The sequence below is a fragment of the Sphingomonas sp. genome (assembly GCF_025353885.1).
In the GTDB taxonomy this organism is placed as follows: domain Bacteria; phylum Pseudomonadota; class Alphaproteobacteria; order Sphingomonadales; family Sphingomonadaceae; genus Sphingomonas_O.
This window is the reverse complement of the sequence record NZ_JANXNX010000008.1, coordinates 1-21,252: the sequence shown is the minus strand read 5'-3', so window position 1 is coordinate 21,252 and position 21,252 is coordinate 1. Positions and strand designations below refer to the sequence as shown.

21 protein-coding genes are annotated in these 21,252 nt (G+C 63.7%); 6 read left to right on the top strand and 15 right to left on the bottom strand.

The window, feature by feature from the left end; all coding sequences use genetic code 11:
* Positions 1–107: 107 nt before the first annotated feature.
* Entirely contained in the window at positions 108–794 is a 687-nt protein-coding gene (locus Q0R02_RS01120; RefSeq protein ID WP_293880094.1) for a cytochrome c family protein, read from the bottom strand.
* Positions 795–908: 114 nt separating this feature from the next.
* Here Q0R02_RS01120 and Q0R02_RS01115 point away from each other — a divergent pair, with 114 nt between their 5' ends.
* A complete protein-coding gene (locus Q0R02_RS01115) occupies positions 909–1,805 on the top strand; it encodes a prephenate dehydratase (protein WP_293880092.1) in 897 nt (298 codons plus the stop codon).
* Here Q0R02_RS01115 and nudC read toward each other — a convergent pair.
* Both nudC and Q0R02_RS01105 read right to left on the bottom strand, forming a co-directional pair.
* Complete coding sequence (gene nudC, locus Q0R02_RS01110) at positions 1,772–2,668, bottom strand: NAD(+) diphosphatase (protein ID WP_293880090.1); 897 nt, start codon at positions 2,666–2,668, stop codon at positions 1,772–1,774. The two genes, Q0R02_RS01115 and nudC, sit on opposite strands and share 34 nt — an antisense overlap.
* Entirely contained in the window at positions 2,665–3,741 is a 1,077-nt protein-coding gene (locus Q0R02_RS01105; RefSeq protein ID WP_293880088.1) for an A/G-specific adenine glycosylase, read from the bottom strand. The genes nudC and Q0R02_RS01105 overlap by 4 nt, the downstream gene beginning before the upstream one ends.
* 38 nt (positions 3,742–3,779) lie before the next feature.
* On the opposite strand from Q0R02_RS01105, the gene Q0R02_RS01100 reads away from it, so the two are divergent.
* Genes Q0R02_RS01100 through Q0R02_RS01085 form a run of 4 tightly spaced genes read left to right on the top strand, consistent with a single transcriptional unit; the run spans position 3,780 to position 9,133 of the window.
* A complete protein-coding gene (locus Q0R02_RS01100) occupies positions 3,780–4,319 on the top strand; it encodes a DUF721 domain-containing protein (RefSeq protein WP_293880086.1) in 540 nt (179 codons plus the stop codon).
* On the top strand, positions 4,319–4,990 hold the full coding sequence (locus tag Q0R02_RS01095; RefSeq protein ID WP_293880084.1) for a thioredoxin domain-containing protein: 672 nt from the start codon (positions 4,319–4,321) through the stop codon (positions 4,988–4,990). Before Q0R02_RS01100 ends, Q0R02_RS01095 begins: the two co-directional genes overlap by 1 nt.
* A gap of 12 nt (positions 4,991–5,002) precedes the next feature.
* Complete coding sequence (locus Q0R02_RS01090; RefSeq protein WP_293880082.1) at positions 5,003–5,731, top strand: thioredoxin domain-containing protein; 729 nt, start codon at positions 5,003–5,005, stop codon at positions 5,729–5,731.
* Positions 5,732–5,737: 6 nt separating this feature from the next.
* Positions 5,738–9,133, top strand: a complete 3,396-nt coding sequence (locus Q0R02_RS01085) for an AAA family ATPase (RefSeq protein ID WP_293880080.1) — start codon at positions 5,738–5,740, stop codon at positions 9,131–9,133.
* 8 nt (positions 9,134–9,141) lie between these two features.
* On the opposite strand, the gene Q0R02_RS01080 is transcribed toward Q0R02_RS01085, so the two are convergent.
* The 12 genes from Q0R02_RS01080 to purD all read right to left on the bottom strand — a co-directional run bounded on the left by Q0R02_RS01080 (position 9,142) and on the right by purD (position 20,427).
* On the bottom strand, positions 9,142–9,762 hold the full coding sequence (locus Q0R02_RS01080; protein ID WP_293880078.1) for a DedA family protein: 621 nt from the start codon (positions 9,760–9,762) through the stop codon (positions 9,142–9,144).
* 42 nt (positions 9,763–9,804) lie between these two features.
* Positions 9,805–11,160 (bottom strand): UdgX family uracil-DNA binding protein, encoded by a 1,356-nt coding sequence (locus tag Q0R02_RS01075; protein WP_293880096.1) that lies wholly within the window; start codon positions 11,158–11,160, stop codon positions 9,805–9,807.
* A gap of 11 nt (positions 11,161–11,171) precedes the next feature.
* Complete coding sequence (locus Q0R02_RS01070) at positions 11,172–11,660, bottom strand: hemerythrin domain-containing protein (RefSeq protein WP_293880076.1); 489 nt, start codon at positions 11,658–11,660, stop codon at positions 11,172–11,174.
* 31 nt (positions 11,661–11,691) lie between these two features.
* The gene (locus Q0R02_RS01065) at positions 11,692–12,936 is read right to left on the bottom strand and encodes a putative DNA modification/repair radical SAM protein (RefSeq protein ID WP_293880075.1); all 1,245 of its coding nucleotides are present in this window, start codon (positions 12,934–12,936) and stop codon (positions 11,692–11,694) included.
* A gap of 43 nt (positions 12,937–12,979) precedes the next feature.
* Complete coding sequence (locus tag Q0R02_RS01060) at positions 12,980–14,365, bottom strand: peptide MFS transporter (RefSeq protein WP_293880074.1); 1,386 nt, start codon at positions 14,363–14,365, stop codon at positions 12,980–12,982.
* A gap of 50 nt (positions 14,366–14,415) precedes the next feature.
* Positions 14,416–14,796, bottom strand: coding sequence for a hypothetical protein (locus Q0R02_RS01055; protein WP_293880073.1), 381 nt, complete (start codon positions 14,794–14,796; stop codon positions 14,416–14,418).
* A 43-nt stretch (positions 14,797–14,839) separates the two neighbouring features.
* Positions 14,840–15,352 (bottom strand): demethoxyubiquinone hydroxylase family protein, encoded by a 513-nt coding sequence (locus Q0R02_RS01050; RefSeq protein ID WP_293880071.1) that lies wholly within the window; start codon positions 15,350–15,352, stop codon positions 14,840–14,842.
* Positions 15,349–15,804 carry a disulfide bond formation protein B gene (locus tag Q0R02_RS01045; protein WP_293880069.1) on the bottom strand — a complete coding sequence of 152 codons (456 nt, stop codon included), beginning with the start codon at positions 15,802–15,804 and terminating at the stop codon, positions 15,349–15,351. The genes Q0R02_RS01050 and Q0R02_RS01045 overlap by 4 nt, the downstream gene beginning before the upstream one ends.
* Positions 15,801–17,126 (bottom strand): S41 family peptidase, encoded by a 1,326-nt coding sequence (locus Q0R02_RS01040; RefSeq protein ID WP_293880067.1) that lies wholly within the window; start codon positions 17,124–17,126, stop codon positions 15,801–15,803. Before Q0R02_RS01040 ends, Q0R02_RS01045 begins: the two co-directional genes overlap by 4 nt.
* A gap of 210 nt (positions 17,127–17,336) precedes the next feature.
* The gene (locus Q0R02_RS01035; protein WP_293880065.1) at positions 17,337–18,497 is read right to left on the bottom strand and encodes a peptidoglycan DD-metalloendopeptidase family protein; all 1,161 of its coding nucleotides are present in this window, start codon (positions 18,495–18,497) and stop codon (positions 17,337–17,339) included.
* Positions 18,498–18,535: 38 nt separating this feature from the next.
* On the bottom strand, positions 18,536–18,997 hold the full coding sequence (locus tag Q0R02_RS01030) for a hypothetical protein (protein WP_293880063.1): 462 nt from the start codon (positions 18,995–18,997) through the stop codon (positions 18,536–18,538).
* A gap of 152 nt (positions 18,998–19,149) precedes the next feature.
* The gene (gene purD, locus Q0R02_RS01025) at positions 19,150–20,427 is read right to left on the bottom strand and encodes a phosphoribosylamine--glycine ligase (protein WP_293880061.1); all 1,278 of its coding nucleotides are present in this window, start codon (positions 20,425–20,427) and stop codon (positions 19,150–19,152) included.
* Here purD and xseA point away from each other — a divergent pair.
* The coding region (gene xseA / locus Q0R02_RS01020) for an exodeoxyribonuclease VII large subunit (protein ID WP_293880059.1) at positions 20,426–21,252 on the top strand (827 nt) is incomplete at its 3' end. The genes purD and xseA overlap by 2 nt on opposite strands.

The window sequence follows — 21,252 nt, the reverse complement described above, 5'->3', positions numbered from 1 at the left end:
TACGGCTGTCGGATCGGGCGCACATCGTTCTCAAACCCGTGTAGCCCCCGGCCTTCGCCGGGGTGACGGGACTATGCCGATACCGCCTTCCGGAGCTTTCGAGCGGTTCAGCCTTTGGGTGCGGGCTTTGCCGTTGAATTGCCCGAAGCGGGAGCGCCGGATCCGGTTGCGCCGGGCTTGCCCGCAGCCGGTGCCGCCGCCGGGGTCGCCGCAGGTCCTGCTGTGCCGCCCGCCGGAGCCTTGGCGGGTGCGGCACCCGGCGCAGGCGCTGCGGGGAGCGGCAGGTTCGAACCCTGGCTGTTCATATAGACGATGACGTTGGCGCGATCTTCAGGCTTTGACAGGCCGGCAAAGGTCATCTTCGTGCCCGGGGCATAGGCGCGCGGCGAGGTCAGCCATGTGTTCAGCGCCTCGAAATCCCACTTGCCGCCCGCTTTGGTCTTCAGCGCGTCCGAGAATGCAAAGCCGCCCTTGCCCTCGGCAATGCCTTCGCCGACGGTCGCATACAGGTTTGGTCCGATGCCGTTGGGACCGCCTGAGGCTATGGTATGGCAGGCGGCACATTTCTTGAAAACTTCGGCACCCTTGGCCGCGTCGGCAGAGGCGAGCAAGGCCGCGACCGGCACGACCGCGGCGGTTTCGCCACCGGCCTCGGCCTCGACACCTTCGACGGTATAACCCATTTTCTCGGGCCGTTCGGAATGAAAGAACTCACCGCTGACGATGGTCGTACCCAGCGCGACGATGCCTGCGCCCAATACCATCATGGCTATCACGTTGGTGCGATTATCCATTGTTCACGAAGTCCCAGGCGCGTTGCAGTCGCGGTCCCTTTAGGAAAGCCGGAGCGCGACCGCAAGCGGAGACGCTTGCTTAGGTTTGCCCGGCGGCTTAGGCGCCCGACCGCCATGAACCGTTATCCCGCACCCGCCCGCCCGATCGTCGCCGCGATGATCGCCGCCGCTGCCGCCGAACCCGAACGATCCGTCGCGTTTCAGGGCGCGCCGGGTGCTAATTCGCATATCGCGGTCAATCAGGCGTTTCCGAACGGACTGCCACTGCCGTGCTTTGCGTTCGAGGATGCCATTGACGCCGTGCGCGAGGGGCGCGCCGATTGCGCGATGATCCCGATCGAGAATTCGCTGCATGGGCGCGTTGCCGATATCCATTTCCTGCTGCCCGAATCGGGGCTGGTCATCACCGGGGAACATTTCCTGCCGATCCGCTATGCGCTGATGGGGCTTGGCGACATGACCGAGGTCAGGGAGGCGGTCAGCCATCCGCAGGCGCTGGGTCAGTGCCGCAACTGGTTGCGCGCGCGCAAGATTCGACCGATCGCCTATGACGACACGGCGGGTGCGGCGGCGCTGGTGGTCGAGGGTGGCGATGCCAAGACGGCCGCGATCGCGCCGCCGCTGGCTGCTGACATCTACGGCCTGAAGATACTCGAGCAGGGTATCGAGGATTCCGACGACAACATGACGCGGTTCGTCATCCTGGCGCTCATGGAGCCCGACCGCCGGATCGAGGGCGAGGTGATGACGTCGCTGATCTTTGAAGTGAAGAACGTCCCTGCCGCGCTGTATAAGGCGATGGGCGGTTTTGCGACCAATGGCGTCAACATGACCAAGCTGGAAAGTTATCAGCGGGGAGCGAGTTTTGCCGCGACCGAATTCTTTGCCGATGTCGAGGGGCATCCGGAGAACCCGGCGGTTGCGCGGGCGCTCGAGGAACTGGCATTTCATTCGAAATGGGTGCGCTTGCTGGGCAGCTATCCCAAGGCCCGGGGGCGCACCGTTTCCTGATCGTCCAGCCATGCGGTCAACAGGCTGTTGGCGATGGCGAAGGGCGGCGGCGCTTTGAAACGGGCGTCCGGATCACCGTTCAACGCGGCCCGAACATCGTCGGGTGTCACCCACATTGCGTCTTCCAGTTCTTTGGTGTCGAGCGTGATCGTGTCGTCAAGCGCCTCCGCCACGCAGGCGATCATCAATTGCGATCCGCCGAACGGCCAGGGCTGGCTGGCGACATAGCGAACCCGACCGGTCGGGACCCCCGACTCCTCCATCAGTTCGCGGCGCACGGCTTCCTCGATCGATTCACCGGGTTCGAGGAAACCCGCCAGTGCCGAATAGTTTCCGGCGGGAAACCGCGACTGGCGACCGACGAGCACCTGGCCCTCATATTCGGCGAGCATGATGACCACGGGGTCGGTGCGCGGAAAATGTTCGGTGCCGCAGCGATCACATTTGCGGCCCCAACCGGCGCGGAAAAGGGTCGTGGCCGAACCGCAGCGCGGGCAGAATCGATGAGTATTGTGCCAGGTGATGAGGCTGTGTGCGGTGCCATAGATCGCCGCCTGTTCGGTCGGCAGGACGTGCAGCAGGCGCAGCATCGACGGCGACCGCATCGGCGCGCCGACGGCATGCGGCGGAATAGTGGTAAAATGCGGCTTGCCATCGGACACGCCAAGCAGGACGACTTCGGCTTCCTCGGTCAGCTCGACAAGGCTTGCCCAGACCAGCGAGCCATCCTCCGATAGTTGGGGTTCGAGCCCGTCGAGCGCCAGCAAACGCGCGCGCCAGTCATAGCGCAGCGCGGCAAAACCTTCCGGATCGCTGCGAATGTGATCGACGCGGTCGAGGGGTGAACCCGTGAAGCCGGTCAACGGTGTGCCACCGCGCCCGACCCGAGGCGCGTTTTGCTGTCGGCATCGATCATTGCGTTTCGTTTCCTCAACACGGTCGCGGCGACCTTGGCAAAGACGCTGGGTAGCCCGGCTTCATCCAGCCGCTCGATTGGCCACCATTCTCCGTCCGTGGGCAGGTTGCAACCGCTTTCCAACCGCGCGGCCTGGATGGCGAGCGACAGGCGGAAATGGGTAAACACATGGACGATTCCACCGATCGGCTCGCCAAGGAAAGGCGGCTCGAACACGACGGATTGCGGGTCGAGCGTCGATGGCAAGGCCCGCATCCCTCCCAGCAATCCTGACGAAGGACGACGCACCAGCAACACCGTGCCGTCGCATTCGATCCACCACGTGGTCGCTGTCCGTTCGGGCTTGGCGATCTTGGCGGCTCGACGCGGATAGCTGGCCGGGTCTTTGCCGGTGGCACGGCACCCGGCTTGCAGCGGGCAAAGCAGGCAGGACGGGTTGCGCGGCGTACAGATCGTGCTGCCGAGGTCCATCAACGCTTGCGCGAAATCGCCTGCCCGGGCGGCGGGCGTTATCGTGTCGGTCAGCCGACGGAGTTCGGGCCGCGACGCGGGCAGCGGGGTCTCGACAGTGAACAGACGTGACACGACGCGCTCGACATTGCCGTCAACGACGACGGCGCGACGGTGAAATGCGATCGCCGCAATGGCGGCGGAGGTGTAGGCACCGATGCCCGGCAGGGCGCGTAGCTCAGGCTCGGTCGATGGAAACTGGCCGGCGTGGCGACCGACGACGGCGCGCGCACAGGCCAGCAGGTTGCGCGCGCGAGCGTAATAGCCAAGTCCAGCCCAGGCGGTCATCACGTCGGCCTCCTCCGCGGCGGCAAGCCCGGTGACGGTCGGCCAGCGATCAGTAAATTTGGCGAAATAGGGCCTGACCGCGCCAACCGTCGTCTGTTGCAGCATGATTTCGGACAACCAGACGCGATACGCATCGGGCGGCGCACTGTTCGGCGGACTGCGCCACGGCAGGTCGCGGGCGTGGATATCGTACCAGCGGAGCAGTTTTGCGGAAATTGGCATATCGACGGACACCGGGCGCTTGTGGCAGAGGTGCGCCAATGCCGAAACGTGAAAAACCAGTTGCCCCGAAAACTGCCGCCCCGGAACGTGCACGGGGCGGACGTGCGCGCAGTGTTTCAGAGATCGTGCCCGACATTGGCCGTGCAGCGTTCCGGCGATTCGGTTTCGTGCAATCCTCGGTCGTCAGTCGCTGGGGCGAAATCGTGGGCGAGCGCTACGCCAAGGTGACTGCGCCTGAATCGATTCGGTTTCCTAACGGCGCGCGTTCAAACGGCGTGCTGACATTGACTGTCGCGGGCGCCCATGCCCCCATGATGCAGCACGTCACGCCGGTCATCATCGAGCGCGTGAACCGCTTTTTTGGCTATGCTGCCGTCGTCCGCGTCGTCATGCGCCAAGGCGACCTGCCCGCGCCAAAGGCTCGTGTTGCGCCGCAGCCATTCGTGGTCGTGCCGGTCGAGCTCGGCGAATCGCTGCGGACGATTGCCGACCCTGAACTGAAAGCAGTGCTCGAATCGCTGGCCCAGGGTGTTGCCGCTGCGACCATGCTTCCCATGCCGATTGGAAAGATCAGCTGATGCGCCTCTTGATTGCCCTGTTTGCGCTGTTTGCGCCGCTCACCGTGTCTGCCGCACCCGACTGGACCACGACCGTCACGCGTGCCGCCAATGGTGCGTATGTGATGGGCAATCCGAAGGCGAAGGTAAGGCTGGTCGAATATCTCAGCTATTCCTGTCCGCACTGTGCGCATTTCACCGGAGAGGCCGCCGCACCATTAAAGGCGGGGTTCATTGCCAAGGGGACCGTTGCAGTCGAGATGCGCAATGCTGTCCGTGATCGTTATGACTTTACGGCCGCCGTGTTGGCGCGGTGTGGCGGACCGTCACGGTTCTTTGGCAACACCGAGGCGCTGTTCGGCGCACAGGACGCTTTGCTGACCAAGGCAGCCGCGTTCGAGGCAAGCGAGGCCCTGCCCGAAGGCGCCCCGGTCGCGGTGGCGCTGAAGGGCATGGCCAAGGGGTCGGGACTGAACGATTTCATGGTCGCGCGCGGGTTCACGATCGCCCAGGTGAATGCTTGCCTGGTCGACAAGCCATCGCAGAACGCGGTGCTGGCGCTAACCAAGGAAGCGTGGAATGTTCGTAAAATCCCGGGCACGCCAACATTTTTGATCAACGGACAGCCCGCAAAAACCGCCGAATGGTCGCAAATCGAAGCCAAATTGCGCGTCGCCGTTGCGCGTCGATAACAGGAAGAACCGATGAACCGAATTGCCCTGCTTGCCCTGCCCGCTCTCGCTCTGGTCGCTTCGTGCGGCAGCAAGGATGGCAACACGACCTCCTCCGCTCCGGTAGCGGCGGCAAAACCACCCACTGGAACACAATGGGCGACGACCGTCGTCGAAACGCCCGATGGCGGCTTCCTGATGGGCAACCCGAATGCGGCGCTGAAGCTGGTCGAATACGGGTCGCGGACTTGCCCGCATTGCGCAAAATTCTCTGCCGAGAGCAGCACCGGCCTGCCCAAATATATCGAGACCGGCAAGGTCAGCTATGAATTCCGCGACTTCCCGATCCATGCGCCCGATCTGGCGGCGATCCTGCTTGGACGCTGCGGTGGTTCCGCGCCGTTCTTTACGATCCTTGAACAAATGTATTCGGCCCAGCCCGATATGCTGCCCAAGCTGGAGGGCCTGTCCCCCGAACTACAGGCCAAGGCGCAGGCGATGAGTCCCATCCAGCAGGCGACCTTCTGGGCCGATACCGTTGGCTATCGCCAGTTTGTCGAACAGCGCGGTGTGACAGCGGCCCAGGCCAATGCCTGCCTGTCCGACACCGGCGTTATCGACAAGCTCAACAAGTCGCTGGCCACTGCCGACACGAAATACAAGATCCAGGGCACGCCGACATTTATCCTGAACGGCGACGTGATGGCCGACATCAATACCTGGGCCGGCGTAGAGCAGGCACTGAGGGCGGCGGGTGCCTAACGCATAATGCAATTTGCGCGGGTCAAGCTGACCGGATTCAAGAGTTTCGTCGATCCGGTTGAACTGCGCATATTGCCCGGCCTGACGGGTGTTGTCGGCCCCAATGGCTGTGGCAAATCCAACCTGCTGGAGGCGATCCGCTGGGCCATGGGCGAGGGGTCGGCCAAGTCCCTGCGCGGTGCGGCGATGGACGACGTAATCTTTGCCGGGACCGCAACCCGTCCGCAGCGCCAGTTTGCCGAGGTGTCGATCCTGGCGACGCGCGACGGCGACGATGACATCGAAGTGGTCCGCCGGATCGAACGCGGGTCGGGTTCGGCATTTCGGATCAACGGTCGCAATGCCCGGACGCGCGACGCGCAACTGATCTTTGCCGATGCAGCGACCGGCGCTCATTCGCCCGCGCTGGTGAGCCAGGGCCGGATCGGGGCGGTGATCGCGGCTAAACCCGCTGAGCGGCGCGCAATGCTGGAGGAGGCAGCGGGGATAGCCGGGCTTCATGTGCGGAGGCGCGAAGCCGAAATCAGGCTGAACGCGACCGAGGCAAATCTTGCGCGCGGGGCCGAATTGCTGGCCGACATGGACGGCCGGATCGCGCAATTACGGCGACAGGCGCGGTCGGCGGAACGGTACCGGCAACTGAGCGACGACATCCGGCAGGCAGAGGCGCGGCTGATCTATGCGCGGTGGCGCGATGCGGCCGCGGCGGCTGACGTCGCGCGCGCGGCGGCCAAGGCTGCCGATGAGGCCGTCCGCGTGGCGAGCGAGGCGCAGAACGGGGCCGCTGCCTGGGTTCGCGAGGCAGCAACGCAGCTCGGCGCATTGCGAGGCGCGGCCCTAACGGCGCGCGATGGTGCGTCGGACGCGCGGCACCGGCTGGCGACCCTCGAGGCCGAACGCGCGGCGCTGGAAACGCGCATGGCGGCGCTGGCGGACCAGCGCGATCGGATGGATGGCGACCGCGCCCGCGAAGGCGAACTGGCCCGCGATGCCGGTGATGCGCTGACGCGGCTAGCGGGGGAGATACGGCTGCTGGACATACGGATCGCCGAGGCTGGGGGGACGCGACCCGGGCTGATTTCGCAGCTGGATGGACCGGAGCGAGAGGAGCGGGCAGCCGAAATTGCATTGGCCCAAGCGATGGCCGCGCAGGCGCGGCGCGATGCCGAACTGCGGGTGGCACGGGCCGCACTGGATTCGGCGAAGCTTGCGGCACAGCGCGTGCAGGCCGACCGGCAGCGATTGCTGGCTGAGCGCGCGCGGCTGCTGGCCGTAGACGATGTTCGCGCCACGCTGGAAAACGCGAGCGCCGCACGCATTGCGACTGGCATCGCAGTGACGGAGGCTGTTACGCTTCTGGAGAGGGCCGACGTCGCGCGGCTGGCTGCGTCAGCCGCCGCCACCCGCGCCGGGACAGAGAACGCGCGTACAGCAACGATGATGGCAGCGCTGGAGGGCGAGGCGCGGTCTTTGGCCGAAGGTGACGAGGCCGGGGCGAACGCGCTCCGTCTGCTAAGGGCGGCTCCGGGGTATGAGGCTGCGCTGGCGGCTGCGCTGGCGGATGACCTTGGTGCAGAGGTCGGTGCCACATCGACCGCCCTGCGCCGGTGGATGGGGGCTGATCTTTGCGCCGATGATCCGGTCTTGGCGGGCGATCCGCTTTCGAACTATGTCACCGCCGTGCCCGAACTGGCTCGTCGCCTGGCCCAGATTGCCGTAGCCGAGACCGACGATGGGCATGATCTGGCGGTCGGGCAACGGATCGTCACGCTGGCGGGACGGATGCGTCGCTGGGACGGGTTCGTCGCCGAGGGGACCGGCGGGGCAGCGACCGAAAAGCTGAAGCGGCGCAACCGGCTGGCGGCGATCGGGCTGGAGTTGCCGACGGTGCGCGCCGACTGCGACCGCAATGATACGGCGATGGCAACCGCAACAGCCACGGTTGTTTCAACGACGATGGCGCTGGCAGGGGCGCGTCGTGGTCGTGACGATTCGGAAAACGCTCACCGTGCCGCCCTGCGTGCCGAGGATATGGCCGCTGCCGAGGTGGATCATGTCGTCGCCCGCCATGGCGACCTGGACGAACGGATCGACCGTGCGGACGAACACGCCCAGGCGGCGTTAGCGGCACTTGCTTTGGCGGAACAGGCTGGGGGCGCTTTGCTTGCCGCAAGGGAAGACGGCGAATTGCCGCGTCTGGAGCGCCTGGTTAGCGACTTGCGCAAGTCGATTGCGACTCTGCGAGCCCGGCTCGCGACGCTGGAAAACGCGTTGGCGGTGGACACGGCGCGCGCGGTCGCAGCAGTCGCAGAGGCCGATGGCTGGCGCTCGCGCAGTGGCAAAGCGGGTAAGCGGGTCGAGGAGATGACGCGACGTGCGGCCATACTTGATGAGGAGGTCGCGCAGTTGGCCGATGCGCCATCACGCGTGGCGCAGGACTTAGCACTGCGAGACGCCGAAGCCAGAAACCTGGCCCTCGCCGCCGAAGCTGCGATTACCGCCGAGCGCGAAGCCGAAACTGCGCTGCGCTTGCGCGAGGGGGGTGCCACACGTGCGGCTGAAACGCTGGCGGCGGCGCGTGAATCCCGCGCCGGGGCACAGGCGCGGGCCGAAAGCCAGGACCTGCGCCGGGTCGAGTTGGGCCGGGTTTCGGGCGAACGCTTCGAATGTCCGCCGCCTGTGCTTCCCGAAAGACAAGGCTTTGCGGCGGCGTCGGTAGCGGCTGTTTCCGACGAATCCGCGCGGCTCGAACGCCTGACGCTGGAGCGTGAGCGGCTGGGTCCGGTCAACCTGGTCGCCGAAACCGAGTTGATCGAAATTGGGATCGCGCGGGCGCAATCTTTCGATGAACACGCCGAACTGATCGAGGCAACCCACCGGTTGCGCGGGTCGATCGGCAGGTTGAACCGCGAGGGGCGTGAACGCTTGCGAGTGGCGTTCGACGCGGTCGATGGTCATTTCCGCAAGTTGTTCGCGACGTTGTTCGAGGGCGGCGAGGCGCATCTGGCAATGATCGATTCGGACGACCCGCTCGAGGCCGGACTGGAGATCCTGGCGCAACCTCCTGGCAAGAAGCTGACCAGCCTGACCCTGCTGTCGGGTGGCGAGCAGGCGTTGACGGCGGTCGCGCTGATATTCGCGCTGTTTCTGACCAATCCGGCACCGCTCTGCGTGCTGGATGAGGTCGATGCACCGCTGGACGATGCCAATGTCGAACGCTTCTGCGACCTGCTGGACACGATGGCGACGGACACCAGCACCCGGTATCTGATCGTCACGCACAATGCTGTGACGATGAGCCGGATGCATCGTCTCTACGGCGTCACCATGATCGAACAGGGAATCAGTCGGCTGGTGTCGGTCGACTTGGGCGGCGCAACCGCGTTGCTGGCGGCGGAATAGCCGACCGCTCAGCGTTTCCGCAGCTTGTGCCAGACGAACCACACACCCGCGACGATGAATACCGCCGCGATGATCAGGTGGGCGTCGTGGAAAGCCGCCTTCACGCGCGGGTCCTTGTCCCAGGCATTGCCCAGCTTCATGCCGACCCACGCGAGCATGAAGCACCACGGCCATGATCCGACAAACGTATAGAAATGAAATTTACCGAGCGGCATCCGCGCAACACCCGCCGGAAAGGCGATAAAGGTGCGGATGACCGGCAACAGGCGTCCGACCAGTACCGCCATGCTGCCGTACCTGGCAAAAAAGGCGTCGGCGCGGTCGAGGTCGTGAGCGTCAATCAAGATGTATTTGCCCCAGCGTTCGACGATCGGGCGACCACCGCGCTTGCCCGCTTCATAGGCGACGACCGAACCCAGGTTGCACCCGATCGCGCCCGCCGTCGCGACGAGCCACAGGTTCAACTGGCCGACGGCAACCAAATAACCGGCAAACGTCATGATGATTTCGCTGGGCAGCGGGATGCATGCGGATTCGATTGCCATCAGCAAGGCGACGCCAGCATAGCCGGTCGCCGAAATAAAGGCGACGATGAAGCCGGCCATCCAGCCGATGAATTGTTCGATCATGGAAGCGCCCTAGCAAATCATCGCGCCGGGGCAATGGCCGCGTCAGTCGAGTAGCGCGCGGACTGCCGTAAGGTCCTCGACAAAGCGGACATATTCTTCCGTCGCCTGTCCCGGGTCGACGATGCGCAGCAGGTAGCTTGGGTGGATCGTGATCCAGGCCGCGCCGCCGCCGGGCAATTCCAGAACCTGACCGCGCGATTTGCCGATCGTCATGACCTTGCCAAACAGGCTGCGCGCCGCCGTTGCGCCCAATGCGACGGTGATTTTCGGAGCGATGATGGCGCGTTCCTGGTCGATCCACCAGCGGCACGCCTCTATCTCGCCCGCGCCGGGTTTGGCATGGATGCGCCGCTTGCCGCGCTGTTCGAACTTGAAATGCTTTACCGCGTTGGTGACATAGGCGCGAGACCGGTCGATGCCCGCTTCGGCCAGCGCCTGGTCAAGTTTCTGCCCCGCTGGACCCACGAACGGCCGCCCCGCCAAATCCTCCGAATCGCCCGGTTGTTCGCCAACAAGCATCAGCGCGGCATCGACCGGGCCTTCGCCAAAGACGGTCTGGGTCGCCGGCTTGTAGAGCCGGCAACGCGCGCACGTCAGGGCCTCGTCACGCAAGGCCTCCCAGGCAATCTCGCTGTTGCCGCCGATCGCTTGCCGCTCGGCACTTTTGACGATCATTCCGCTTTCCCTTGCCTGGGCACCCGCGATCAGCGCGGGTATCAGCGCGGTTTCGGGCATGTTCTTCCAGTATTTGCGCGGCATTTCTTTGGTCATCGCGCCGATCTTGACGCGCGCGGGGTTGAAGGTGGTGGCGTAGTAGGTCTTCCACACGTCTTCGATCGGGTCGCCATCGGGCGCATCCGATTTCTGCGCTCCCGGACCCTCGGTCAGCGTGTGCTTATCCCAATGAATGCAGATTTCAGGCGTGAGTATCGACCATTCCATATTAGGAAAACGACGCGTAAAAAATCCCGCATTGTGCCGGACGATATGATGTTCGGGTTCGAACCACGCGATAAAACGGCCCTCGATCTCGCGAAAGCGGACGAACGCGCGCATCTTGTGAATGTCGCGCCTAACGGCTTTCGCCAGTTCTTCGACGTGCCGAACCAGGGGATCAGCATGGTCTTGGATGAGCGCCGGGGTGGTGCGCAACCGGGTCAAGAGTGCGTAAAGCAGCGCAAATCTTTCGGGGTCGCGATGACAGATCGCGCTCTGGGCGATTTCAATAAAATTGCGTGGCACGGGGAACGATGAGCTAACGGGCAACGGCTGGTCTAGTGCGAACAGATCGTCCTGACCCTCCAGCCATACCACGTCATCCGGCGTGACTTCTGCTCCAGCGAGCGCGCGTGCGACATCTCGCCACCCTTCGAAATCGTCGGGGGCAGCCAGGTTGATTGAGTAGCGGACTATTCCTTCTCTTCCTTCTCGGTCGGATCGGTTTCCGCCGCCTTCTGGCTTTCGGCGGGCTTGCGCTCCTCAAATATCTTGGCGAGACGCGCCTCATCCTTATCGGATAGATGGTCGGCGGCTTCAGGGAACATCTCCTCCTCTTCCTCGGTGATGTGGTGATCGTAACGTGTCCGCATTTTTGCGAACTTCGCGTTCCATTCCGGGCTGTCGACGTCGAGCTCATAAAGCTCGGTCAGCATGTCATCGACCTCCTTGTGCTCGGACACCGAATGGCGGGCATCATCCTGCATCTCGGGATCCATCATCATCGTTGCATAAAGTGACTGTTCCTCCGCAGCGGCATGGCCCGACACATCGATCCGGAATTTCTCGAACAACTCGGCCCGAACTTTCTTATCGCCCTTCGCATCGGCGATCCCCGCCAGCAGTTCACGGTGGCGATCGTGGTCGGCTTTCAGGTCGTCGAAAATTGTTGCGGTTGCCATGCTTGAATCTCCTGTTGAACTGAGCAACTATTCAGGCGGCGAATAGCTCCATCTGTTCAACCTTTGGTGCCACGATGGGGCGAATGTCGGCGCGGTCGGACAAGGCGACCGGCCGCCAGTCCTCGGCGACGATAAAGGGCCGAAGCTTGGCGATCGACACTGTCAGCCGCGCGACATCGGCGAGGTGGAGGCGGCGCCATTTGCGGCTCGTGACGATGGCGTTGACTGCCTTCACGCCGAGGCCAGGAACGCGGAGAAGCATGGCCTTCGGCGCGCGGTTGACGTCGACCGGGAATTGGCCGCGAAATTTCAATGCCCATGCCAGTTTCGGGTCAATGTCGAGCGGGAGCATGCCATCGTCGGTCGCGGCGACGACCTCAGCTGGAGCGAACCCATAGAAGCGCATCAGCCAGTCGGACTGATACAGGCGATGTTCACGCATCAACGGCGGGCGTTTCAGTGGCAGGATGGCGCTGGCATCAGGGATCGGGCTGAATGCCGAATAATAGACCCGGCGCATTCCGAACCGGTCATATAGGCCCGACGCCCGCATCACGATGTCACCGTCGGTGGCGGCGTCGGCGCCGACGATCATTTGGGTCGACTGACCAGCGGGAGCGTAGCGCGGTGCCGATTTGTATCGCTTTCCGGCATCGCGGGCGTCGATGATCGAATCCTTCATTTCACCCATCGCACTTTCGATGCGTGTCATGGATTTCTCGGGTGCGAGACGCTTCAGCCCGGGCGCGGTGGGCAGCTCGACGTTGATCGAGACCCGGTCGGCGTGGAGTCCGGCTTTTGCCACCAGCGCGGGGTCGGCGTCGGGAATTGTCTTTAAATGAATATAGCCGCGGAAATCGTGATCCTCGCGCAACGACCGCGCGACCTCGACCAATTGCCCCATCGTGTAGTTAGAACTACCAATAATGCCCGACGACAGAAACAGACCTTCGATATAATTGCGCTTGTAGAATGCTATCGTGAGATCAACGACTTCCTTGGCCGTGAACCGCGCTCGACGGACGTTCGAACTTTTGCGATTGATGCAATAATGACAGTCGAAAATGCAGCTGTTGGTCAGCAGGATTTTGAGAAGCGAAATGCAGCGGCCATCAGGCGCATAGGCGTGGCAGATGCCCATACCTTCGGTCGAGCCAATCCCATTGGCACTGCCCGACGAATTGCGTTTCGACGTCCCGGAGGAAGCGCAAGACGCATCGTATTTTGCGGCATCGGCAAGAATTTCGAGCTTTTGGCGAACATCCAATTGGGCCATATGTTCGATATATGTTCCAGTACCACCATTGTCGAGGGGTTCGTTACGATGGCGACGTGACCTTAAGCTGATTTCTCAATGCTATTTTCAGGACGACGAACACAATGCCCGCGCCACCGGCCAGGGCCGCGTGAAGCAGCCAGAATTGCGTGACGGGCATCGTGTCGAACAGCCCGCCGATCCACCCGACCAGCGCATTGGCGACGAAAAAGCTCATCTGAAACATGCCGACGACCGTCGCGCTCAACTGGCGCGGGGCGAGGCGGACGAATAGTGCGAGTGCAACGGGAAGGATGTGCGCGAAACCGATGGAGTTCACGACATGGAAGGCAACAGGCCAGAACATCCCGATCTTTTGCCCCGGCACCTGCGTCGCGGACGCCATGAACAGGCAGGCCATCCCGCCGACCGCAAAGCCACTGCCGATGATAATCTTGGTCAATTCGTCGGGCTCGTTCCAGTGCTTGCCGTACCAACGATAGAACAGGGCAACGATGGCGAGGAAACTGACCGAGACAACGGCATCGAGCGTGATCAGCCAGGTCGTCGGCAGAATGGTCCCAAAGAAATTGAGCGCGAAGGCCTTGTCGCCCCACAAGAGATAGGCGTTGAATATCTGCTGATTGGGTAACAGCGATATTGCCAGCACGGGGATCAGCAGGACGGTGATGCCGAATGCGATCCAGTCGTCGCGGTTCATCGGATCTCGCGCGGTCTTCGTCGTGCGATCGCGGGGCGCGAAATGTTCGGGCGGCAGATATTTCTGGCCCGCCAGATAGATTACGAGGCCAATCAGCATTCCGACGCCGGCAGCGCCGAAGCCCCAGTCCCAGCCGACTTTTTCTCCCAGAGTTCCGGTGACGAGCGGTGAAATGATGACGCCTGCATTGATCGCCAGATAGTAGATCTGAAAGGCATCGGCGCGCCGCAGGTCGTCGGGCTTGTACAGGCTGCCGATCTGGCTCGCGAGATTGCCCTTGAACAATCCTGACCCGATGATGAGTGCGAGCAGGGCGAACAGGAAGCTGATTTCGAACGCCATCAGGAAATGGCCGAGCGCCATCGTGAGTGCGCCCGCCAATACCGTGCGCCGCTTGCCGAGCCATTTATCAGCAATCAAACCGCCTAGGGTGGGCGTGAAATAAACCAGCGCCGCGTAAGTACCGAAGATCGCCGATGCGAGCGCGGGCCCTTCGAGCGTGCCGTAGAGCCTGCGGAAACTAGCGAAAAAGGCGACGTTTTCGATCCTGCCCGGCAGCAGCAGGTATTTGGCCATGTACAAGACCAGCAGCGACTGCATCCCGTAATAGGAAAACCTCTCCCATGCCTCGGTAAACGCCAGATAGCCCAGTCCCTTTGGATGACCGAGAAATGCACGGTCGGAAGACGGTGCTTCCGTCGCGGCGGCGGCGGGTTCAGGAATTGTCATCGATCCAGGCTAGCTCGCCTAAACTGAACGGCCAATGGCCGAGCAGTCGATCAGGGTTTCACATCGGGTGCCGCTTTGACATCGGCCTCGCGCTCGGCGCGAGCGTCCCGCATCTGCTGGAGGTAGCAACCGGTCCAGCCTCCACCTCCAGAGGTCGAACAACTGCCGGTCCCGCTCCTGGCCCCGGCATCGATCGTCCCCTGCGCCCGTGCGGCCCAGCTCTGGTTAGAAGGCGCGATCGGGCCGGAGTTGCGGAATTGCTTCGGGATGCGATAGCGCTCGGCTTCTGACGCGCGCACGCAGATCGTGTCCTTGGGACAAGTATCATCACCGAAAATCGTCAGTACACGATCGTTCGCGGTTTGCGCGAACGCGGGCGTCGACAAAGCGGCGGGAGCGAAGATCAGGGCGGCAATCAGAATTTTACGCATGGCAATACCTCTCATCACCGATATGAACGCATCATTGCTGGTTTCATATTCGTTTCGAAACCGCAATCGCGACCCGGCACCCCAGCCTGATGGCCGCCGACATCAACGGGAAGTCACTATTGCCCGGTGCTGCCGCGGCGAGCGTCTTGTGCTCGACCTCCTCGGCCTGGAAATCGGCGATCGCTTCGGACAGTTCAGGGTCGCTGGTGCCAAGCTCCACGATCTGTTGGCCGTAATGCCGGTCGATCTCGGTCTCGACCGCGACGGTGCACGCCATCGCCGCGCCGGGCCCGAGCAACGCCGTCGCCATGCCCAGCCCATAGCCCGCCACGTTCCAGATCGGCTGGAGCAAGGTCGGGCGGACGCCACGCTCGGCCATCATCCGGTCAAAGGTCTGGCGGTGGCGCTCCTCTTGGGCTGCCATCCGGGCGATGCTGCGGGCAGCGGGGCTGCGACCGTCCATGATCGCAAGCTGCCCGGCGTAGATGCGGGTCGCGCCATATTCACCCGCCTGATCGACGCGAATCATCGATTCGGTGTCGGTTTCCAAATTCATCGCGGCGGCGTCCTTAGCAGATTTAGGATGTAGAACCCGCCAGCCAGCGAAATGGCCGCATTGAATCCGGCCAGCGAAATGCCGAACAAGGTCCATTGCGCGACGTCGCAGCGGATGACCGGCGCCCGCATGATGTCGGCCAACGTCGCGCCACCAATCCGCGAGCAGGTCGTGAACCCGTCCCACCAGTGATATTCGACACCGGCGTGAAAGACACCGATAACCCCGGAAACAATGATGGCAACTGCGGCCAGGGCGACCAGTGGCCGACGCAGTGGCGTAACCGCGAACGCCAGCAGTGCGATGACGACGGCGGCATAGTGCGGCCAACGCTGCCAGTGACACATCTCGCACGGATAAAGATGTCCGATCAGTTGCGATCCCCACGCGCCCGCCAGCAAGGCTGCGGGCAGGGCGAGGGCGACGGCATTGGCACGTTCGAGGCGGGTCATCGGCGCGCCGTCGCCGGTGGGGCGGGGCTCTTGGCCAGCCGGGCAATCGTGTCGAGCGCATAACTCAACTGGAAGTCGGTGATGCCCTTTGCCTTCAGCGTCTCAGGCGTGCCGACAAAGCGCGGGTCAGCTTTTTGGTCTTCCTCCAGCACACTGTTATCGACCTTGGCTTCGTTGATGAGGTGACGGCGCAGGTCGGCTTCGCGGAAGCGGGGCCGCGTCTTGAAGTCGGCGTCGCTCAACTGCGGCACCAGCAGGTCGGGCTCGATCCCGCCCTCCTGCACAGACCGGCCCGACGGCGTGAAATACCGCCCGGTCGTTAGGCGCAGCGCCGTTTTATCGGTGAGCGGGAGCAAGGTCTGGACCGACCCCTTGCCAAAGCTGCGTTCGCCCATGACGAGCGCGCGATGCTGGTCCTGTAAGGCGCCCGCGACGATTTCGGCGGCAGAAGCCGAGCCGGCGTCGACCAATACCACGACGGGCAGGCCATGAGCATTGTCGCCGGGCTTGGCGAAATAGCGTTCGATGTCGCGTCGGTCTCGCCCACGCTGGGAAACGATTTCGCCGCGTTCCAGGAATTCGTCGCTGACAGCCACCGCCTCGTCCAGCAAGCCGCCGGGATTCGAGCGGAGATCGACGACATAGCCGAGCGGTTGTCGACCGAGCGACTTGTCGATGCCGATCAACGCCGCGCGAACCGAGGCCCCGGTATCCTTTGAAAAACCGTTGATGTTGATATAGCCGACCTGGCCGCGCACTTCCCATTTTACCGGCTTCAGCTCGATGATCTCACGCATCACGGTAACGTCGAAGGGCTTGTCGCGACCGGCGCGCACGATGGTCAATTTGATCGGGGTTCCGGGCTTGCCGCGCATCTGGTCGACCGCCTCGTCGAGCGTTCCGCCGAAGATCAGCGTGCCGTTCAGGTGGGTGATGAAATCGCCCGCCTTGATCCCCGCGCGCCAGGCCGGGGTATCCTCGGTCGGCGTCACCACCTTGACCGCGCCGTCTTCCATGGAGACCGTCAGCCCCAGGCCGCCGTAGTTGCCATCGGTCTGGGTCCGCATCTGTTCGAAATCGCGCGCGTCCAGATAGCTGCTGTGCGGGTCGAGGCTGGCGAGCATCCCGTCGATCGCGCCCTTGATCAGTTTCTGGTCGTCAACCCTGTCGACATAGTCGGCGCGGATGCGTTCGAACACCGAGATGAAGGTATCGAGTTCGCGATAGGTGTTCACGTCGACAGCCGCGATTGCCGCGGTCGTTGCAGGGACAAGCGCAATGGCGGAAACGGTCAGGAAGGCGCGCAGGGAAAACTTCGGCATCGATGATCCTTGAGATTCCGGTATGCGATACCGTGAAAACCGGTCAACCCACAAGACAGGCGTTTCGTCGCACGTCGCGGATAACAAGGATTTGGGTTAGAGTCGCAGAAAGCGCAGTAAATCGGCAATAAAATTGCGCGATTGGAAGCCCGGGTCAGGTCGAAGCCAGCGCTGTCTGGCAAAATCGCGGTGTGTAGGACAGCCCCTGTTTCAACCGACGAGACGCGTTATGTCGACCGGCAGCCCCATCTTGCGCAACTCGATCGTGATCGTCGGCCGGGCCGGGCCCGCTTTGCCAACGGGTGATCCCTGGTCGACCGGATCACCGACCCGGACGTCGAGCGCGGCCAGGCTGGTGATGAGCGTCGTCCACCCGCCGCCGTGATCGACGATGACGATGTTGCCATAACCGCGATATGGCCCGGCAAAGGCGATGCGCCCACCGGTCGGCGCAACGACCTGCGCGCCGGGGCGAGTCGAGATCGTCAGCCCGCGCGCGCGAATGCCGGTCGGGGACAATTCGCCGAGCCCAGTGACGACCTGGCCAATGACGGGCAGGCGATACGGAGCCTGGCGGGGGGTGTTGCCCGTCGCAGCCTCAGGCGGCAAGGCGCGCACGTCGCCGGGCCGGGCGGGGCGCAGCGTGGGGCCGGGCAGCGTCTCGAGTGCCGAGCGAACCCCCGCCGACGCGCCGATTCGCGTCAGCAGGTCGCCGATGTCGCGCGCTTCCTCGCCCATCGCGAGTGCGCGGTCCTGTTCCACAATGGCCGTGCCCGACAGCGTGTCCGAAGCACGGCGACGTTCGATCGCCAGCGCAGCGAGAACATTACGCTGCGTCAGGAGCGCTTGCTGGCTTTGCGCCAGCAGGCCAAGCGCACGATCGGCATCGGCACTCAGCGCGCGACCGCGGGCAACCTCTGCGCGCAATCCAGCGGTCCGTGCCTGCACGGCGGGGACGATGGTCGACAACAGCGCGCGGACGTGCACCACGTCATCGATAGAGCCGGGCTGGACAAGAGTCAGCGCGGCAGGACGACGAGCCAGCGTCTGCAGCGCGGCGACCAGCCGGATCGTCGGCCCCTGCTGCGCTGCCAAGCGCGCGCGCTGTCCGCGGCGCAACTCTTTGATAATGGCGATGCGCGCCTCGGCGGCGTCGATGCCCGCCTCCGCCCCCTGCACGCGCGCGGCGATGGCGGCCGCACGGGCGCGCGCCTGGTCGGACTGGTCGCGGGCGGCGGCGGCAGACGCCTCCAGCTTTTGTGATCGATCGAATGCCGCCGCTGCCTTGCCCTGAGCTTCGGCAAAGGCCCGCTGCTCATCCTTGAGCGATTGGCCGAACGCAGCCGATGCCAGCACTAGCGAACCGATCAACGCCGCACCGGCGACGTGCACCCAGGCGGGGCGGCGCTTCAGGCGCGATGACCCGCGATCTTGCCGAATTCGTTTTCAAAGGCAGCACGGTCGCCCGACGCCAAAATACGCGCCTGGTCGATCCAGCGGTCCTGGTCGATGCGGCCCTTGAACGCGCCAAGATGCTGGTCGAGCTGGACCTGTTCCTCGGGCGTCAGGCGCGCGATCTGTTCGAAACGGGTTACGCCCAGGCCGTTGAGCAGCATCGCGATGCGCGGCCCCAGCCCCTTGATCTCCAGTAAATTGTCGGGCTCTCCCGCCACTGGTTCGATTCGGAAAAAATGTGGCTTCACTTCGGCCGCGACCGCTTGAGACGCAACGTCGCGCGACAGCGTGGGCCGGATCGCCGGTTCGATGTCGAGCGTAACGTGCTTGCCACGTCGTGCCAGGAACACGACGACGATCACCGCCATCAGAATTATGGTCAACAGTGGCCAATATTGTTCGGCTAGATTAAGCATAGAACACTGTCCCTTGGTCGTCGGGCTGCTAACAGAACTGAAACCATTACTTCAATGAAAAGATGGCCAATGTGCAAGCAGTTTGATCGGTCGGCGACGACATCCTAGATAAACAGATAGAAGTCCAGTGGTTCATCCAAAATGGATCAATTTCACGCCGATCTGCGCTGCACTTCGCGCCAGCCGATATCGGAGCGAAAGAACCCTGTCGGGAAATCTATGCTGTTCACGGCAGTATAGGCCGCGTCCTTTGCCTGCGCGACCGTATCGGCCAGCGTCGTGACATTCAGGACCCGGCCACCGTCTGCCACCAACTGACCCGCCACTGTCCGCGTACCAGCCTGAAAGACCAGCGCGCCGCTGTTCTTGGCCGCCGCCAGCCCGTCGACCGCGCCACCCTTTTCAGGGGTGCCGGGATAGCCCCGCGCAGCCATGACGACGGTCAGCGCGGCTTCTGCCCGAAAGACGGGCACGCGCGCAGTGGCCAGCGTTCCGTTCGCCACCGCCAGCAATAACGCCGCCAGGTCGCCATCGAACCGCGGCATCAGGACCTGCGTTTCCGGGTCGCCGAACCGCGCGTTATATTCGATCAGTTTCGGCCCGTCTGGGGTCAGCATCAGCCCGGCATAGAGCACGCCGGTGAAAGGCGTTCCGGTTTCGCGCATCGCCCGGACGGTCGGTTCGATGATTTCGTGCATCGCCCGCGCCTGAAGTTCGGGGGTCAGCACGCTGGCTGGGCTATAGGCTCCCATGCCGCCGGTATTGGGCCCGGTATCGCCCTCGCCAACGCGCTTGTGGTCCTGGGCCGATCCGAACGCGACGACGGTGATGCCATCGGTCAGCGCGAACAGGCTGACTTCCTCGCCGGTCATGAATTCCTCGATGACAATCTCGGCACCTGCCGCGCCGTGCGCGCCGTCGAACATGGCGTCGATCGCGGCCAGCGCTTCGCTCTCGGTGTCGGCGATGACAACGCCCTTGCCAGCCGCCAGCCCGTCGGCCTTAATGACGACGGGATAACCGAATTTCGCGACCGTGGCGCGCGCGCTGGCGGCGTCGGTGTGGCGACCGAACGCGGCCGTCGGGATGGCATGGCGCGCGCACAGGTCCTTGGTAAAGCCTTTCGACCCCTCAAGCTGTGCGGCCAGTTTGCCCGGGCCGAATGTCGGAATGGCGGCGGCGCGCAGGCTGTCGGCCAACCCGTCGACCAGCGGCCCCTCGGGACCAATGACGACCAGGCCGATCATCTGCTCCCGACAGAAGGCCACGACCGCCGCATGGTCGCCGACTTCGAGCGACACCAGATCGGCGTGTTCGGCGATGCCGGGATTGCCCGGCGTGGCGAACAGGCTATCTGTCATGGGTGATTGCGCCAGCTTCCAGGCCAGTGCGTGTTCGCGGCCGCCGCTACCGATCAACAGGATATTCATGGACGATCTTATTCCTATTCACGACCGGGATTTCGAAGCGCGGCTGATAGCCGAGAGCAGCCCGGGCGACAACGCGGCACCATTGTCGGTGTCCGAACTGTCGTCGCGGCTGAAACGCCATGTCGAGGACGGCTTTGGCCGAGTGCGGATTCGGGGCGAGATTTCGGGGTGGAAGCGGGTTGCGTCGGGGCATTGCTATCTCGCGCTGAAGGATGACAAGGCAGTCATCGATGGCGTGATGTGGAAGGCGACGGCGGCCGCGCTCGCCTTTGTACCCGAAGACGGGGCAGATGTTATCGCGACGGGCAGACTGACGATTTATCCGGGGCGATCGAAATACCAGATCGTCATTGAACGGCTTGAACTGGCGGGCGCGGGCGCGATGCTGGCGCTGCTCGAAAAGCTGAAGGCGAAGCTGGCGGGCGAGGGGCTGTTCGATGCCGCCGCGAAGAAGCCGCTGCCCTATTTGCCGCGCACCATCGGCGTGGTGACATCGCCCACGGGCGCGGTGATCCGCGACATCCTGCATCGGCTGTCGGATCGCTTTCCGGTGCGGGTAATCGTCTGGCCGGTCATCGTCCAGGGCAATGGCGCAGCGCAGGCGGTGGCGCGCGCGGTCGATGGTTTTTCGGCGATGCGCGGGCCCGACCGACCCGATCTGGTGATCGTCGCGCGCGGCGGCGGGTCGGTCGAGGATCTGTGGGCTTTCAACGAGGAGGTGGCGGTGCGCGCGGTCGCGGCCTGCACTATTCCGATCATTTCGGCGGTGGGGCATGAAACCGATACCAGCCTGTGCGATTTCGCCGCAGACGTGCGCGCGCCGAC

Bases quoted from the DNA above. Each gene is read 5' to 3' on its own strand.
- Q0R02_RS01120 (WP_293880094.1), bottom strand. From the start codon at position 794: ATGGATAATCGCACCAACGTGATAGCCATGATGGTATTGGGCGCAGGC.
- Q0R02_RS01115 (WP_293880092.1), top strand. From the start codon at position 909: ATGAACCGTTATCCCGCACCCGCCCGCCCGATCGTCGCCGCGATGATC.
- Q0R02_RS01105 (WP_293880088.1), bottom strand. From the start codon at position 3,741: ATGCCAATTTCCGCAAAACTGCTCCGCTGGTACGATATCCACGCCCGC.
- Q0R02_RS01100 (WP_293880086.1), top strand. From the start codon at position 3,780: ATGCCGAAACGTGAAAAACCAGTTGCCCCGAAAACTGCCGCCCCGGAA.
- Q0R02_RS01095 (WP_293880084.1), top strand. From the start codon at position 4,319: ATGCGCCTCTTGATTGCCCTGTTTGCGCTGTTTGCGCCGCTCACCGTG.
- Q0R02_RS01090 (WP_293880082.1), top strand. From the start codon at position 5,003: ATGAACCGAATTGCCCTGCTTGCCCTGCCCGCTCTCGCTCTGGTCGCT.
- Q0R02_RS01085 (WP_293880080.1), top strand. From the start codon at position 5,738: ATGCAATTTGCGCGGGTCAAGCTGACCGGATTCAAGAGTTTCGTCGAT.
- Q0R02_RS01080 (WP_293880078.1), bottom strand. From the start codon at position 9,762: ATGATCGAACAATTCATCGGCTGGATGGCCGGCTTCATCGTCGCCTTT.
- Q0R02_RS01070 (WP_293880076.1), bottom strand. From the start codon at position 11,660: ATGGCAACCGCAACAATTTTCGACGACCTGAAAGCCGACCACGATCGC.
- Q0R02_RS01065 (WP_293880075.1), bottom strand. From the start codon at position 12,936: ATGGCCCAATTGGATGTTCGCCAAAAGCTCGAAATTCTTGCCGATGCC.
- Q0R02_RS01060 (WP_293880074.1), bottom strand. From the start codon at position 14,365: ATGACAATTCCTGAACCCGCCGCCGCCGCGACGGAAGCACCGTCTTCC.
- Q0R02_RS01055 (WP_293880073.1), bottom strand. From the start codon at position 14,796: ATGCGTAAAATTCTGATTGCCGCCCTGATCTTCGCTCCCGCCGCTTTG.
- Q0R02_RS01050 (WP_293880071.1), bottom strand. From the start codon at position 15,352: ATGAATTTGGAAACCGACACCGAATCGATGATTCGCGTCGATCAGGCG.
- Q0R02_RS01045 (WP_293880069.1), bottom strand. From the start codon at position 15,804: ATGACCCGCCTCGAACGTGCCAATGCCGTCGCCCTCGCCCTGCCCGCA.
- Q0R02_RS01040 (WP_293880067.1), bottom strand. From the start codon at position 17,126: ATGCCGAAGTTTTCCCTGCGCGCCTTCCTGACCGTTTCCGCCATTGCG.
- Q0R02_RS01030 (WP_293880063.1), bottom strand. From the start codon at position 18,997: ATGCTTAATCTAGCCGAACAATATTGGCCACTGTTGACCATAATTCTG.
- purD (WP_293880061.1), bottom strand. From the start codon at position 20,427: ATGAATATCCTGTTGATCGGTAGCGGCGGCCGCGAACACGCACTGGCC.